16 protein-coding genes are annotated in these 13,603 nt (G+C 65.2%); 6 read left to right on the top strand and 10 right to left on the bottom strand.

Features of this window, described 5'->3' with window-relative positions:
* Nucleotides 1-173 precede the first annotated feature (173 nt).
* Nucleotides 174-2,189 carry an AI-2E family transporter gene (locus LB572_RS05805; protein WP_263497843.1) on the top strand — a complete coding sequence of 672 codons (2,016 nt, stop codon included), beginning with the start codon at nucleotides 174-176 and terminating at the stop codon, nucleotides 2,187-2,189.
* Nucleotides 2,190-2,608: 419 nt separating this feature from the next.
* Nucleotides 2,609-2,962, top strand: a complete 354-nt coding sequence (locus LB572_RS05800; RefSeq protein WP_140810009.1) for a cupin domain-containing protein — start codon at nucleotides 2,609-2,611, stop codon at nucleotides 2,960-2,962.
* Nucleotides 2,963-3,015: 53 nt separating this feature from the next.
* Here the strand turns inward: LB572_RS05800 and LB572_RS05795 are convergent, their stop codons facing one another.
* The 4 genes from LB572_RS05795 to LB572_RS05780 all read right to left on the bottom strand — a co-directional run bounded on the left by LB572_RS05795 (nucleotide 3,016) and on the right by LB572_RS05780 (nucleotide 6,512).
* Nucleotides 3,016-5,010: an acyltransferase family protein gene (locus tag LB572_RS05795; protein ID WP_224667038.1), complete on the bottom strand. Its 1,995-nt coding sequence runs from the start codon at nucleotides 5,008-5,010 to the stop codon at nucleotides 3,016-3,018.
* Between the two features lie 137 nt (nucleotides 5,011-5,147).
* Nucleotides 5,148-5,369, bottom strand: a complete 222-nt coding sequence (locus LB572_RS05790) for an alkylphosphonate utilization protein (RefSeq protein ID WP_140810027.1) — start codon at nucleotides 5,367-5,369, stop codon at nucleotides 5,148-5,150.
* 87 nt (nucleotides 5,370-5,456) lie between these two features.
* Nucleotides 5,457-5,942 (bottom strand): RidA family protein, encoded by a 486-nt coding sequence (locus tag LB572_RS05785; protein WP_140810034.1) that lies wholly within the window; start codon nucleotides 5,940-5,942, stop codon nucleotides 5,457-5,459.
* Between the two features lie 348 nt (nucleotides 5,943-6,290).
* Complete coding sequence (locus LB572_RS05780) at nucleotides 6,291-6,512, bottom strand: hypothetical protein (protein WP_140810040.1); 222 nt, start codon at nucleotides 6,510-6,512, stop codon at nucleotides 6,291-6,293.
* 241 nt (nucleotides 6,513-6,753) lie between these two features.
* On the opposite strand from LB572_RS05780, the gene LB572_RS05775 reads away from it, so the two are divergent.
* On the top strand, nucleotides 6,754-7,686 hold the full coding sequence (locus LB572_RS05775; RefSeq protein ID WP_224667037.1) for a hypothetical protein: 933 nt from the start codon (nucleotides 6,754-6,756) through the stop codon (nucleotides 7,684-7,686).
* A 65-nt stretch (nucleotides 7,687-7,751) separates the two neighbouring features.
* On the opposite strand, the gene LB572_RS05770 is transcribed toward LB572_RS05775, so the two are convergent.
* A complete protein-coding gene (locus LB572_RS05770) occupies nucleotides 7,752-7,997 on the bottom strand; it encodes a hypothetical protein (protein WP_181179928.1) in 246 nt (81 codons plus the stop codon).
* A gap of 685 nt (nucleotides 7,998-8,682) precedes the next feature.
* On the opposite strand from LB572_RS05770, the gene LB572_RS34345 reads away from it, so the two are divergent.
* Nucleotides 8,683-8,805 carry a hypothetical protein gene (locus tag LB572_RS34345; protein ID WP_263497842.1) on the top strand — a complete coding sequence of 41 codons (123 nt, stop codon included), beginning with the start codon at nucleotides 8,683-8,685 and terminating at the stop codon, nucleotides 8,803-8,805.
* A 158-nt stretch (nucleotides 8,806-8,963) separates the two neighbouring features.
* Here the strand turns inward: LB572_RS34345 and LB572_RS05765 are convergent, their stop codons facing one another.
* From LB572_RS05765 to LB572_RS05755, 3 genes are all read right to left on the bottom strand, one after another.
* Entirely contained in the window at nucleotides 8,964-9,191 is a 228-nt protein-coding gene (locus tag LB572_RS05765) for a hypothetical protein (protein ID WP_140810070.1), read from the bottom strand.
* A gap of 112 nt (nucleotides 9,192-9,303) precedes the next feature.
* A complete protein-coding gene (locus tag LB572_RS05760; RefSeq protein WP_224667036.1) occupies nucleotides 9,304-9,507 on the bottom strand; it encodes a hypothetical protein in 204 nt (67 codons plus the stop codon).
* Nucleotides 9,508-9,674: 167 nt separating this feature from the next.
* A complete protein-coding gene (locus LB572_RS05755; protein ID WP_224667035.1) occupies nucleotides 9,675-10,604 on the bottom strand; it encodes a LysR family transcriptional regulator in 930 nt (309 codons plus the stop codon).
* A gap of 132 nt (nucleotides 10,605-10,736) precedes the next feature.
* Here LB572_RS05755 and LB572_RS05750 point away from each other — a divergent pair, with 132 nt between their 5' ends.
* Both LB572_RS05750 and LB572_RS05745 read left to right on the top strand, forming a co-directional pair.
* Entirely contained in the window at nucleotides 10,737-12,161 is a 1,425-nt protein-coding gene (locus tag LB572_RS05750; protein WP_224667034.1) for an MFS transporter, read from the top strand.
* A 104-nt stretch (nucleotides 12,162-12,265) separates the two neighbouring features.
* Nucleotides 12,266-12,484 carry a hypothetical protein gene (locus tag LB572_RS05745; protein WP_140809145.1) on the top strand — a complete coding sequence of 73 codons (219 nt, stop codon included), beginning with the start codon at nucleotides 12,266-12,268 and terminating at the stop codon, nucleotides 12,482-12,484.
* A gap of 22 nt (nucleotides 12,485-12,506) precedes the next feature.
* Here the strand turns inward: LB572_RS05745 and LB572_RS05740 are convergent, their stop codons facing one another.
* Nucleotides 12,507-12,746, bottom strand: a complete 240-nt coding sequence (locus LB572_RS05740; protein WP_140809147.1) for a hypothetical protein — start codon at nucleotides 12,744-12,746, stop codon at nucleotides 12,507-12,509.
* A 179-nt stretch (nucleotides 12,747-12,925) separates the two neighbouring features.
* Nucleotides 12,926-13,312, bottom strand: a complete 387-nt coding sequence (locus LB572_RS05735; RefSeq protein WP_224667033.1) for a low affinity iron permease family protein — start codon at nucleotides 13,310-13,312, stop codon at nucleotides 12,926-12,928.
* Nucleotides 13,313-13,603 lie beyond the last annotated feature (291 nt).

Below are 13,603 nucleotides of genomic sequence, written 5' to 3'. Positions count from 1 at the left end.
GCGCCTTGGGCAAGGCACCACCTGAAGTGCCAGACGCTTGATTCGGTGCATTGCATCCTGCCCGCAAGATCATGAGCTCGAATATTTATTAGCGCGTCTGCAACCGACCGGGCCGCGGCGCGTTGCACGCCGGCGAAATATCTCTGATCATTGCCAGGCAGCAGGGAGGCTCGATGGTGGCGGCCAATCGTCGGAACGGGGTGGATGGTGCGTCGGAGCCAAGGCTGGCGAGCTTGCTTGCCGCTTCCAGGGGGCATCCGCGCACGGCGCTGCCGACCGTGGCGAGCGTGGTCACCACGGTCGCGGCGCTCTATTTCGGGCGCGAGGTGTTCCTGCCGATCGCCGTTGCGCTGCTCCTGACCTTCGCCATCGCCCCCGTCGTGTCCTGGCTGAAGCGCCTGGGCATCCCGCGCATCGCGGCGGTCATCGCCAGCGTTGCCGGCGCGTTCGCCGCGCTGTCGCTGTTCTCCTTCGTCGTCGCCACGCAGGTCAGCGATCTCGCGCAGAACATCCCCGTCTACCAGATCAACATCCTGACCAAGGTCCGCGCGCTCAAGGAAAACGGCCTCGGCGGCGGCATCATCTCGCGCCTCAGCGGCGTCATCGAGCGTGTCGGCCAGGAGATCGACCGCCAGGAGCCGCAGTTGCCTTCGGCCGCCGAGGCGCCGAAGCGCGAGCCGATTCCGGTCGAGGTCGTCTCGCATGAAAAGCCGCTCGAGGTGCTGCAGAACCTGGTCGGCCCGCTGATCAGCCCGCTCAGTTCCGCCGGCCTCGTCATCATCGTCGTCATCTTCATGCTGATGGAGCGCGAGGACCTGCGCGACCGCTTCATCCGGCTGGTCGGCTATGGCGACCTCCACCGCACCACGCAGGCGCTGCAGGATGCCGGCAAGCGCGTCGGCCAGTATCTGCTGATGCAGTTGGTGGTCAACGCCATCTATGCCGTCCCCATCACCATAGGGCTCTGGGTGCTGGGCATCCCCAACGCGCTGCTCTGGGGCCTGCTGGCGCTGGCGCTGCGGTTCGTTCCCTATATCGGGCCGATCGTCGGCGCGCTGCTGCCACTGTTCCTCGCTTTGGCCGTGGCGCCCGGCTGGTCGCTGCTGTTGTGGACCGCCGCGCTTTTCATCGTCGTGGAGCTCGTCACCGGCAATGTCATCGAACCGTGGCTCTACGGCTCGCACACCGGGCTCTCGCCTTTGGCCATCATCGTGGCGGCGATCTTCTGGACCTGGCTTTGGGGGCCGATCGGCCTGGTGCTGTCGACGCCGCTCACCGTTTGCCTTGTGGTGCTCGGCCGGCACGTGCCGCAGTTCGAATTCCTCGATGTCCTGTTCGGCAACGAACCGATGCTGGAGCCGCATGCCAGACTCTACCAGCGGCTGCTGGCCGGCGATCCGGAAGAGGCGACCGACCACGCCGAGGAGATGCTGGAAGACAAGTACCTGTTCGAATTCTACGGCAAGGTGGCGATCCCGGCTCTGCTGCTTGGCGAGCAGGACCGCGAGCGCGGCGTCATGGACGCCGAGCAGCGCAGGCAGGTCGCCGACAGCGCCATGACGCTCGTCGCCAATCTCGACGACAGCGCCCAGCAGGAGGCCGAGGAGGAAGAGGACCAGGAGGCCGCCAAGGCGGAGGAAGGCAAATCCTCGGAAAAGAGCGCCGCCGAAGAACCGGAGGACAAGTCCGGCGAAGCCGACGATGAGGAGATCGACCTGCCGGACGGTTCAGGCATTGCCGTGCTTTGCGCCGGCGGGCGCGGCGAGCTCGACGATGCCGCCGCAGCCATGTTGGCACAGGTGCTGGAGGTGCAAGGCGCCGAAGCGACGCGAGCGAGCTTCGCGGATCTCGAGCCCTCCGCAATCCGGCGCCTCGATCTCGCGGCGATCGACAGCGTCGTCATCGGCTTCCTCAACCGCCAGTCCACCCAGCACGCGCGCTTCACGGTGCGCAGGTTGAAGCGCATCAAGCCAAGGCTGCGCGTCGGCATCGTGCTCTGGTCGGAAGTCGGCAACGACGACGCCCAGGCGGCGGTAGACCTCGCCGCCTCCATGAACGCCGACTTCACCGCCTTCGGCATGGTCGACGCCGTGACCGGCGCGCTCTCCAACAAGGCGGCGGTCACGTTGAAAGCCGCCCACCGCCGCCGACCGCCGTCGCGGCGGAAGCAATTGCAGGCCGCGCAGTGAAGGCGGGGCGCACGCCAGTCGGCATGACAGTGAAGAAAGAAAACTCGCCGGGCCTGACCCTGATGCCCAAAGCCCACAGGCCCGGCGAGATTTAAGACCTGATCCCCCGATCAGGACCGGCGGGAGGACACCGGCAATCTCTTTATAGCAAGGCGGATGCCAGTCCCGAAACGGGACAGCGATGCTCAATGCCGCAAACTCTGCGCGATGTCTGTTAAGCGTTGCTGATATGCCACGGCCTATCGCCTCGGCCAGCTATGGATTCCGGCATTGGCCGGAAAACGGAAAGCCCGCCGTCCGGTGAAGGCCGGAGGCATCCGTCGCCACTTCGCCTCGCTTTGTCGCATCGCCGCGTGCACTGCATGCCGCTATCGGCTATCCCATCCCCAGCCAATTCCGGCGAACCCAGGAGCCCACCGATGACCAGACCCACCATTCTCAAATTCGGCGCCGTCGAGCATGCCGAAGGCGGCGACCTGCCGGGCTGGATCGCGGTCGAGGGCTCGCCGACCATGCAGACGGCCGTGCAGCACACCACCGAGGACGGCAAGGTGATGTCCGGCACCTGGCGCGCCTCGCCCGGCACCTATCACGCCACCTACACCGACTATGAATTCGTCCACATGATCGCCGGCCGCATCATCATCACCCCTGATGGTGGCCAGCCGGTCGAGGTCGGCCCCGGCGATGCCTTCGTGGTCGAGGCGGATTTCAAGGGGACGTGGAAGATCCTCGAGCCGGTGACCAAGCATTTCGTCGTCGTGGCGGGGTGAGGGCGCGGACGCCGGAACTGCTGATCTCCCCCACAAGGGGGAGATTGGCAGCTTCAGCGCCCCACTTTCGAAATCACCCTTTTCTCCACCTCCGGCTCCAATGATTCCGCGAAGGGCGTCGCCATATGGTGCTGGTCGCGGAAGGCGAGCTTGCCGTCGATGAAGACATGGCAAATGGTGGCGCTGCAGAAGCGGTCGGTGAGGTCGACATAAGCGGCATTGGGGATGCTGTCGACGATGTCGCGCTCCACCGCCGCCATGGCGTCGTTGGCGGCGTAGGCGCGCGTCTGGTCGCAGCGCGAGGGCGTTTCGCCTCGCCACAGCGCCCGCGCCACGCAGGTGTCGACATTGGCGTTGTTGAACGGCACGTCGCGGATGAAGGCGACCTTGAGCCCGGCCTTGCTCAGGCTGGTGAGCGTCGAGCGTAGGCCGGTCCGCCAGTCGGCATCCTGGTTTGCGGGGTCGCCGCCGCGGCCCGCCATCTTGCGCCCGCTGGTCAGCGCCAGTTCCGAGATGACCACGAGCGCCGGTCTCGCCTGGATGATCTCGGTGATCGCCTGCTCGCGCCAGCGGTCGCATTCCGCATAGGGGCGCTTGAGCTCGGACGACCAGACGCTGATGCGCGAGGCGCGGCAGGAGTTCTTCAACCAGGTCACCACCCGGTAGCCGTTCTTCTTGCCAGCCTCGATCAGCGGCGTCGACCAATGGTCGGCATGGGAATCACCGAACAGGGCGATGAGGCGCCGGCCGTCGCCGAACACGCAAGGGGTCGGCGTCACGCTCTGGTAGTCCTGCACGCAGCCGGCCTTGGCGCGGGCCGTGGACGGTTCGGCAGCACTTGCGGCGATGATGCGCTGTTCCGGATCGAGGTCGTGCACGGCAAGCCTGGCATTGCCATAGGCGGCTGCGACGCCGGTGCCGGTCAGGAGGAGGGCCGGCACCAGCGCCCGCGCCGCACTGGCCATCAGCCAGCCATTGCGACGGATCGGGTTCTCGATGAGGTGGTAGCTGAAGCTGGACAGCGCCAGCGTCAGGGCAAGGCAGAAGAGCCGCTCGACCGGCGTCAGCTCCGGCGCCAGCATGCCGGCATAGACGATGACCGGCCAATGCCAGAGATAGATCGAATAGGAGAGCTTGCCGATCCATTGCAAAGGCGGCAGCGCCAGGGCGGCTTTCACCCAATTCCGTCCGGAATTGTGTGAATGAGGAGTGCCGTCCCTGGCGCCGGCCGCTCCCGCCTTGAGCAGAAGGACTGTGCCGGCCACCGGCAGAAGCGCCAGAAAGCCGGGGAAGGGAGCGTCCTCGCTGAAGGTGAGATAAGCGACCCCGATCATCGTCAGGCCGGCCAGGCTCAACGCCCGCCCCAGCAGCGGGCGCTCCTGCAACAGCCGCGCCGGCACCATCGATGCGAGGCCGCCGGCGGCAAATTCCCATGCGCGCAGCGGCGAAAAGTAGAAGGCCCAGGGCTGCGAGACGCTCGTCAGCCAGGCGCAGAGGATGAAGGAAACGAGGCCAACAATGCCGATGGCAACAATGATGGCGCGCTTGCCTGGTTTCATCCACGCGGCCAGCATCAGCAGCGCCGGCCAGGCAAGATAGAACTGCTCCTCGACCGACAGCGACCAGTAGTGGATGAACGGGTTGCTCGTGGCGTCATTGGCGAAATAGTCGAACGACCAGCGGATCAGCCACAGATTGATCATATAGGCCGAGGCGAACATCGCGCCCTTGGAATAGAGCGCCTGCTCCTCCGGCGACAAGATGATCGCGCCCGCGGCAAGCGTTGCGGCGATGACGAAAAGCGCGGCCGGCAACAGGCGCCGCGCGCGCCGGGCATAGAAACGCAACAGATCAAGTCGGCCGGTGTCGGAGATCTCGGCGACCAGATGGCGGGTGATCAGATAACCCGAGATGACGAAGAAGATGTCGACCCCGGCAAAGCCGCCGGGCAGCGCGGTCAGGCCGAAATGGAAGGCGACCACGCCCGCCACGGCCAGCGCCCGTAACCCTTCTATGTCGGGTCGGAAATCCTGCGCCGATGCTGACACGAATACGAACCTCGCAATGGTCGTTCGTATCCCGCCCGCGGTAAAGCCTCGGCCCTATGGGATGATATCGCAATGCAACAAATCTAACGCGGTGCAACATAAGGGGAGATAGGCCATCGCAGAGCCTCGGCCCGCTATCAGGCCTTCTTCAGGAACTCCGTCTTCAGCACCAGACCCTTGACCTGCTTGGTGTTGCATTCGATCTCGCCGGGATTGCCGTTTAGCTGGATGTTCTTCACCAGCGTGCCGCGCTTGATCGTTTCCGATGTGCCCTTGACCTTGAGGTCCTGGATGAGGGTCACGGAGTCGTCATCTTTCAGCGGCGTGCCGTTGCTGTCTTTTACGATAGGGTCGGTCATGGCGGGTCTTTCATTGGTTGGATGGCCTGCGCCCGCGTATCGCGCCGACCACGGCCTGGTTAAGCGGGCTGGAAACCTGGGGGATGCTCACCGCCCAAGCATCACCTCGGCCTCGATCTCGACCGGGAAATTCAAAGGCAGGGCGGCGACGCCGATGGCCGTGCGGGCATGGCGGCCGATTTCCGGTCCGAAGACTTCGAGGATGAGGTCCGAAAAGCCGTTCATCACCGCCGGCGTCTCGGTGAAGCGCAATGCCGAATTGACCATGCCGTGCACGCGGCACCAGCCGGTGATCCGGTCGAGACTGCCGAGCTCGCGTTTCAGGCTGCCGAGCATCGACAGCCCGACCTTGCGGGCCGAGCCCCGCGCCTCTTCAAGCGACACGTTCTCGCCGACGGCACCGAACGGCCCGGCGAGAGCGCCGTCCGGCTCCTGCGGCCCGTGGCCGGAGATATAGGCGCGGTCGCCGCGCACATTCACCCAGGGAAAGGGCAGCACCATGCCCGGCGGCAGTTTCAAGGGCGGCGGCAGCACGATGCCGAGCACGGCTAGCTTTTCGTCGGCACCCGGCATGGCATGGCCTTCCTTCTCGCACCGCGCCATTGCGGCGCCGCGGCCGAGCTTTTCGGTTCGCTGGGCATTCGTCAAGAATGGCTTGAAGAAGAATGATCTGGGGTGACCGGCCGCAAGCCTGACCCGCGCGGACCATGGCGTTGCGATCCGCGCGGGCGGCGCCGCCCCGCCGACGGCGCCAAGCCCCCAGCCCTCAGGCTGGCCGGGCGGCTGTTGGTTCGGCCGTCCGGCCGCCGCTTTTTCCTCGCCGATCGGGATGGTGAACCGGCTATGGGCCCCCCGGGATGGCTACCTTTTGTCTTACGCGGTTCCGGACCAAAACCGCCGAGCACGTCTCCCGGAATTGATCTAGAAATGAAGGTCCAGCGGCTGCGGATAGGCTTGGCCCGGTTCGGCGTCCTTCGACAGCAGGCCCGCCGAAGGCACGATGCCGCCGGTGGCCGTCTGATCGAGCAGCGGCCGGCTCTTCTCGGTGCCGGTCTTTGCCTCGGTCGGGGGGATTTTCGTTTTGGCTTCGGCGGCTTGCGACAGTGCAAGCGCCATAACAAGCGCGGATAGAAGGATTTTCATGACAGCTCCCCTGAATTGGCCCCGAAGCCACCCTAGCGCTGCATGTCTCATCGCAAAGACCACGCGCGCGGAACGCTGTGGAATTCTTTGGAATTCCAGTAACATTAGTAGATGAAAATAAAGCGCCGACGGGGTGGAGACTGTTGCCGGCGTGCTAGCCAGAAGCGTCGGAGAAGCTTGGCGATTCCCGCCGGAACGCTGAAACACTTAGGCGGCGAAGAAACATCGGGGAATTCGTGGCATGGCGCAGCACATCGCGCAGAAACTGAGGCTGACATCGGCCGTGCTGGGAACGGTGACCCGCAAGGACCTGGCGGCGGCGTTCCGCGCCATCAACCCGAAGACGGCGTTCGATCTCGGCCGCGCCGACAAATGGCTGCAGGGCCGCGCGCGGCCGCGACAGATGAGCGTCTATGACGACTGGGCGAAGCTGCTTGAACTGGAGCAGCCCGGCGCCTGGATCGCCGAGAGCGAGCTGCCGGCCTTCACCGCGGCGATCGCAGCCCGCCACGGCATCGACAGCGCCGAGTTGGAGCGACGCGCCGGCTTGCAGTTCGATGCCTCTTCGCACGATGAGCGCGGCGTCGGCTCCGGGCTTGCCGCGACCTACGCATGCTATTCGCGCGCCTTGTCGCCTTATTATCGCGGCCAGCTGATCAAGGGCCGCCTGTCGATCGAGGCCGGACCGGGCGTGCACGGGCTGACGGCTACCTATGGCGAGACCTTGCCGACGGGGCACTTGCAGCTCGTCGGCCCGGTGATGCCGGCAAAGCGCGGTCTCTACCTGCATCTCAAGGATATCGGCGGCGACACGCAGTTCTTCCTGTGCCTGTTCCCGCAGACACAGCCGGTCAGCGTGCTCGGCGGCTATATGTGCGGCTCGGCTGTCATCGGCCCCGAAGCGCAGCCGTCGCTGACCCGGATCCTGCTGGTGCGGCTGCGCGATGCGGCATCCGGCGCCGGGACATGGGGCGGATATCTACCGGCCGGCGGTTCGATCGCCGCCGACCTGGCAAGCCTCGGCATCGGCCTGGATCACCCGGAAGCGATCGACCGCCAGCTCGATCAATTCCTCGACGCCTTCAGCGACGACGGCGCTATCCAGATCCCGCCGGCCGAGTTCCGAGCCATCCTCGACGTATTCGACCGCCATTGGCTGCAGCATGCCGGCTAACCCCGGACCATCGCAAAGTCGAGCGTTATCGCCATCGCCCTCCCTTCAAATTTCAAGCCTTAACATCAACTTACAGATACGCCGGCTGGCGCGCTCATCGGCTCGCCGGCAGGTTGTTTGGCGGCCAAATTTTCCTCTGTGCCAAATTTCGTCTGCGCTTGACGCGGCGGGCACCGGGCATATGTTGCCCTCCTGTGTTCGTCGTCGACCGGGTCGAGACAGCCGATGAAGAAGCCATATTGCAAACCGACGCTTGCCAGACGTGACAGGCTTTCGGCGGTGACCGCCGCCTTGCCATCCTCCGGCTTCACGTTCTGAATCCCCAGGGCCGGGATTGAGAGGCGCGCGCCAGCGGTTTTTAAGCGAGCGATTTGAAGCTGGAAGCCTGACCGGCCAGGAGCGGGCGGTACACCGCGCAGGTGCCCGCCCGTCCGGCGCCGCCGCCAAGCTGCTGAAACCCCGTCCGTCCCCAACAGCAACGGTCATGGCGTGACCAGTCGTTGCGGAGTGCCATTGGCGCGGGGGCCTGTCAACGCCGCCGGCGAGCGCCCCGAGAGCGCCTTCTTAGCCGCCTTTTCGCGCCCGAAGCACGCCTTGCAGCCATGCTGGGGGCCCGTCAAGAAGCCCCGAAATGGCGGATTTCCGGGTTTTTCGAGGGCCGGCGAGCCGCGCCGCACATATATGCCTATCCGCTTGAATAAGCTGATTTTTCGCCGGCCGGCCTGTCCCTTCGACCCCGACTTTTTTTGGGCGCAATTCGGCAGTGCAACATCGGCGCCCGGCGACGATGGATTCCCTCTAAAGCATGTCTCCCGAAAGTGGGAACCGGTTTCGGGATGAAGACATCCGTAAAATCAAAAACCTAAAGCGCATGGAGCGAATCTGAAAGATCGCAACGCGCTTTAGAAAGCGGCGTCGGTCGCATCTGTGAGCCGTTTCATGATCCGCTCATGAAAGACGTGATAGAATGTTGCCAGCGAATGGGGGGAAGTTGCGATGGCCAATCGGTTGTTCGAGGTTCTTGCCAGACGGCGGTCATGGCTGGACCGGGTTGCGTTGGGGCTGCTTGTCTTCCTGGCGACCCTGGTCGCCGCCCTGATGGGTGGCGCCAGCACCTGAAGCAATTGCAGGAAAAGTGCGTAGCGGTTTTCCGTCCGGAATTGCGGCCGCCAAAAAAGCAATTGCAGGAAAAGTGCGTAGCGGTTTTCCGTCCGGAATTGCGGCCACCAAGAAGCAATTGCAGGAAAAGTGCGTAGCGTTCAAAGCCGACGGATCGGCTATTTCCTTTGTCCGATTGCCTTGAATTCGAAGATGGTGGGCCTGAGTCTGACCGGCCTCGGCCGCTCGGTGAGGTCGACCACCCGGACCCACCTGTCGGCGCCGGCGCGCAACGTCACTTTCTGGCCAAGCGCCCTCTCAGCCGCTTCGAAAGGCGTCTTTGCTTCGGCCGCATGGACCGCGACTATGGTTTCGCCGTCTATTTCCTCGACGCGATAGGTTTTCATGCGCGCCTCCCGGGGCGTCGCTTTACGTTTCTCGCGCGGGCGTCTTTATATTAGAAATTGCAAATAAAAGGCAAGGCTCCAGTCTCAGGCGCGTGACGTGGGGTGGACAGGCTCAGTCCTGCAGAACAGAGGGCGCGCTGTAGCCGCGCAGCCCGGTTCCGTTGCAAGCCTGGCAGCAGACCCGTTGTCCCGGGCAATTGTCGCGCAACGCGCCGGAGGGGCAGCATGTGCCGTTCGAGGCCACCCGTTTCTCGCACTCGAACACCTTGCCGGCGCCAAGGCACCGAGGGCAGGCGAACTTCCTGAATTCGCTCAAGCGAGCCTCCCGCTGTTTCCCAGGCGCCCGGCAACGCGCTGACTGCGCCGCGGGTTCCATGACAGACACGGTTTGTCCTGCGTACAATAATATACGTTAGCAATATCTAATATTATAGGGATATCGCCCGCAACGCGCGGTTGGTTCCGCGGTGTCGCGACGGCGTATCAGGATGTGGGTTTCTCGCTCCCATGAAATGGGGGAGAGGAAAGGCGGCACACCTCTTTGACCAGCCCGCGCAGCCAACGATGCGCCGGGTCCGCGTCGAGCCGCGGATGCCAAAGGAGCGAGATCGTCAGCGGGGTGAGCTTCACCGGCAGCGCGAAGCTGAACAAGCCTTCGCGCAGCGTGCCTGTATAGCGCTCCGGCATGGTGGAAATGAGGTCTGAGCCGCGCGCCAGCGCCAGGGCCTCGGCAAAGCCGCCGACCACAGTGGTAACCTTCCGCGTCAGCCCGGCGAGTTCCAAGGCATCGTCCACCGGGCCGCGGTCGAGGCCGCGGCGCGAGATCAATATGTGCCGGCCGGCGGCGAAGCGGGCGGCGGTGATCTTGCCTTCGCTCAACGGATGGCCGGCGCGCACGACGCCGACGAAGCGGTCGCGGAACAACGCCTGCGCGCGCACCTCCGGCCCGGTCGATCCGCCGATCACGCCAGTCTCCAGATCGACCGTGCCCTCGCGCATCGGGCCGCTGTCCTTGTCGGGCTTGGGCACGAAGCGCAGTTGCACGCCGGGCGCTTCCTCAGCCACGCGGGCCAGCAGCGCTGGGCCGAAATTCTCGACGAAACCGTCGCTGTTGCGGAGCGTGAAGCTGCGGACGAGCCGCGCAAGGTCGAGCCGCTCGGCGGGCCGTAGCACCGCTTCCGCCTCCTTCACCAGCCGGCCGACATCCGCGCTCAGCTCCATGGCGCGCGGCGTCGGCACCAGGCCGCGCCCGGCGCGTACCAGAAGCGGATCGCCGGTCGCCTCGCGCAGCCTTGCCAGCGCCCGGCTCATTGCCGAGGGACTGAGCTTCAGCCGCAGCGCGGCCTTGGCGACGCTGCCTTCTGCAAGCAGCACATCCAGCGTGACGAGCAGGTTGAGATCGGGTCGCGACATAGCCCGACCATAGCATGGATCCGTCAATAAGACATGGCGTAGAATGCACTATTCAAGTGCAAACGCTGCGTGTTCCGCCATATCAGTCGCACGCTTATCTTCCCTGGCAAGTTCAACGACGGAGAAGAAATCATGGCCGACATTGCCGAAACCCGCGCCGCGCCTGGCAGCCATTCGACGGCGGGCGCGCTGGTCAGCCTGTCGCTTGCCATGCTCGTCTCCTCGCTCGCCAACAGCATCGCCAATGTCGCGTTGCCGACGCTGAGCGTGGCCTTCGCCGCGTCCTTTGCGGCGGTGCAATGGGTGGTGCTCGCCTATCTGCTCACTATTACCGCGCTGATCGTCAGCGTCGGGCGTCTCGGCGACCTCGTCGGCCGCCGGCCGCTGCTTGTCGCCGGCCTTGCGCTGTTCAGCGTCGCCTCGTTTGCCGCCGCGCTCGCGCCGTCACTGGTCATGTTGATCGCCGCGCGCGCCGCGCAGGGCCTGGGCGCGGCGGTGATGATGGCGCTGGCGATCGCTATCGTCGGCGAGACGGTGCCGAAGGAACGCACAGGCAGCGCCATGGGCCTGCTCGGCACCATGTCGGCGATCGGCACTGCGCTCGGTCCCTCGCTCGGCGGCGTGCTGATCGCCGCGCTCGGCTGGCGCTCGATCTTCCTCGTCAACGGCGCGCTCGGCGCGGTCGCGCTGCTCGCCGCCTGGCGCTTCCTTCCAGCAGGCGATGCATCGGGAAGAGGACCCACCCGTGGCGAGGCGAGGGGGCGTTTCGATATATTTGGCACGCTGCTGCTCGCCGCCACGCTTGCCGCCTATGCGCTGTCCATGACCGTCGGGCGCGGCCATTTCGGTGGCCTGAACCTCGCACTGCTCGGCATGGCCGCGGCCGGCGCGGCGCTGTTCGTAGTCGCCGAGGCCAGGGTGGCGTCGCCTCTGGTCAAGCTCGCGCTGCTGCGCGACCCGGTGCTGGCGCCGAGCCTCGCCATGAACGCACTGGTTTCGACGGTGATGATGGCAACGCTGGTCGTCGGCCCGTTCTTCCTGTCGCGCGCGCTGGGTCTCGGCGAAGCGGCGACAGGGGCCGTGCTGTCGATCGGGCCCGTGGTGTCGGCGCTCTGCGGTATCCTTGCCGGGCGCGTCGTCGACCGCCTCGGCGCGGCCGCTATGGTCATTGCCGGCCTGGTGCTGATGGGCGCCGGCTGCGTAGCACTGGCTTGGCTGCCGGGCCTGTTCGGTGTCGCCGGCTACGCGGCGGCGATCGTCCTGCTCACACCCGGCTACCAACTCTTCCAGGCGGCCAACAACACGGCCGTCATGGCCGACGTCGGCAGGAACGAGCGCGGCGTGGTGTCGGGCATGCTCAGCCTCTCGCGCAATCTCGGCCTCGTCACCGGCACGGCGGTGATGGGCGCGGTGTTCGCCCTCGCCGTCGGGACCAAGGATGTCGCGGCGGCAGCACCGGCCGCCGTTGCGCACGGGATGGGATTGACCTTTGCCGTGGCGGCGGCGCTGGTGATGGTAGCCATGGTGATTGCGCGTGTTGCTGATTGGAGGGAGTGAGAAGTGTGGGCAGTGTCACTGAGGCCAATGCACGGCTGGTCTACAACGTCTCCACCGGCAGGGCGGTTGGCAGCGCAGCGGTTCTGCCGGACAGTTGACCCGATGTGGCGAAGATCGAAGCGATGCATGAAACGTGGTGGCGGCGGCGCGAAGCTCAGCCTCTGATTCCGGAATGCGAACTTCGCTTTATGATGAAGCTCGGGCGTCTGGAGCGCGACGAGGCAATGAGATTGCTTGGACGATATCGCGGAGACCGCGAGGCGGTATATGCCGCGTTGAGGACGCGCGATCTGGTCAGGGAACGCAACGCGCAGCCTCACTGACAATTTCGCTGCCTTCAGGAACTCACAACCCGAGGGTCCAGCCGGCCGCCGTTTGAAGTTTCCTGACTGGCCTGAATGGCGCAGCGACGATGGTCGGCCGACGGGTGGCCTCGATGAAAGCGGTTGCGGCCATCTCGACGGCATCGGCGGAACGCTCGACCTTGTCGAGGCGCTTCACCACGCGGTCACGAAGCATCGACAGCCTTGCGGCTCGATGGAGATCAGTGCGATTCTCGCCGTTCATATCGAGGGGTGCGAACATAACCATCTCCGCAAACGGTGACGCCGGGGCGTTTGTTCCGGTCGGGCCGCGTGACAACGATGCGTCGGGATGGCGCAGGGGTCAAAAATGCTTCCGCGATCACGTAATTTCGCCGCCGCCCGCAAAGCCTATCTTTGCCTGGCGGCGGTGCCCATTCCGCCCTTCAGCCGGAGCCTCGGCTACCCCAACGAACCCCCACCCACCGCGGCTCCGGCTTCATTCATTGCATCCCTCACGCTTTCACCGGCCGCAAGGCGCCCGGCCTCCATCTCCAGTTCCGTCAGTTTCGACTTGATCTCATGCGGTTCCGCATATTCGAGCCCGACCACGTCATTGCGCGTCTGACGAAGCGCAATGACGATCTCGTCGAGCTTGGCGTGGATGGCCGCGGTGTCCCGGTAGCCCTGGATGAGCACCACACCGGTGATGATGATCGCCGCCACCGACAAGGCATAGGTCAGGCCGAACGGCACCAGGAGGGTGCAGGCGACCATGGCGACGACCATTGCGTAGAAGCCGGGCGGCCGGGACAGGAAATCGGCGGCGCGAAAGAGGAGGCGGTTCATCGCCCGCCTACCCGAGCAATAACCCGGCTATCAGCACGGTGAGCAGCATCGAGGCAGGCACGGCCAGAAGCCAGCGCGCCTCCAGAACACTGTTGCGGTCGTCGTTCATGTCCGTTGCTCCAGTTGGCAGCCGCGATGCTGCGGATTCGATGCCGGCAAACGAGAGCCGAAAACCTTCGTTCCGCCGATCGGGCGACGGTCTGAGGGCTCGGTCGGACTGAAGTCGGACAGGTTTGCGAAGAGGACCGAGCGCGGCAACCAAAGCCAGGGCTTCGCATTGGCAAGCGCGCA

It is taken from the genome of Mesorhizobium sp. BH1-1-5 (assembly GCF_020165615.1).
GTDB lineage: Bacteria > Pseudomonadota > Alphaproteobacteria > Rhizobiales > Rhizobiaceae > Mesorhizobium.
This window is presented reverse-complemented; position numbering and strand designations above follow the sequence as displayed.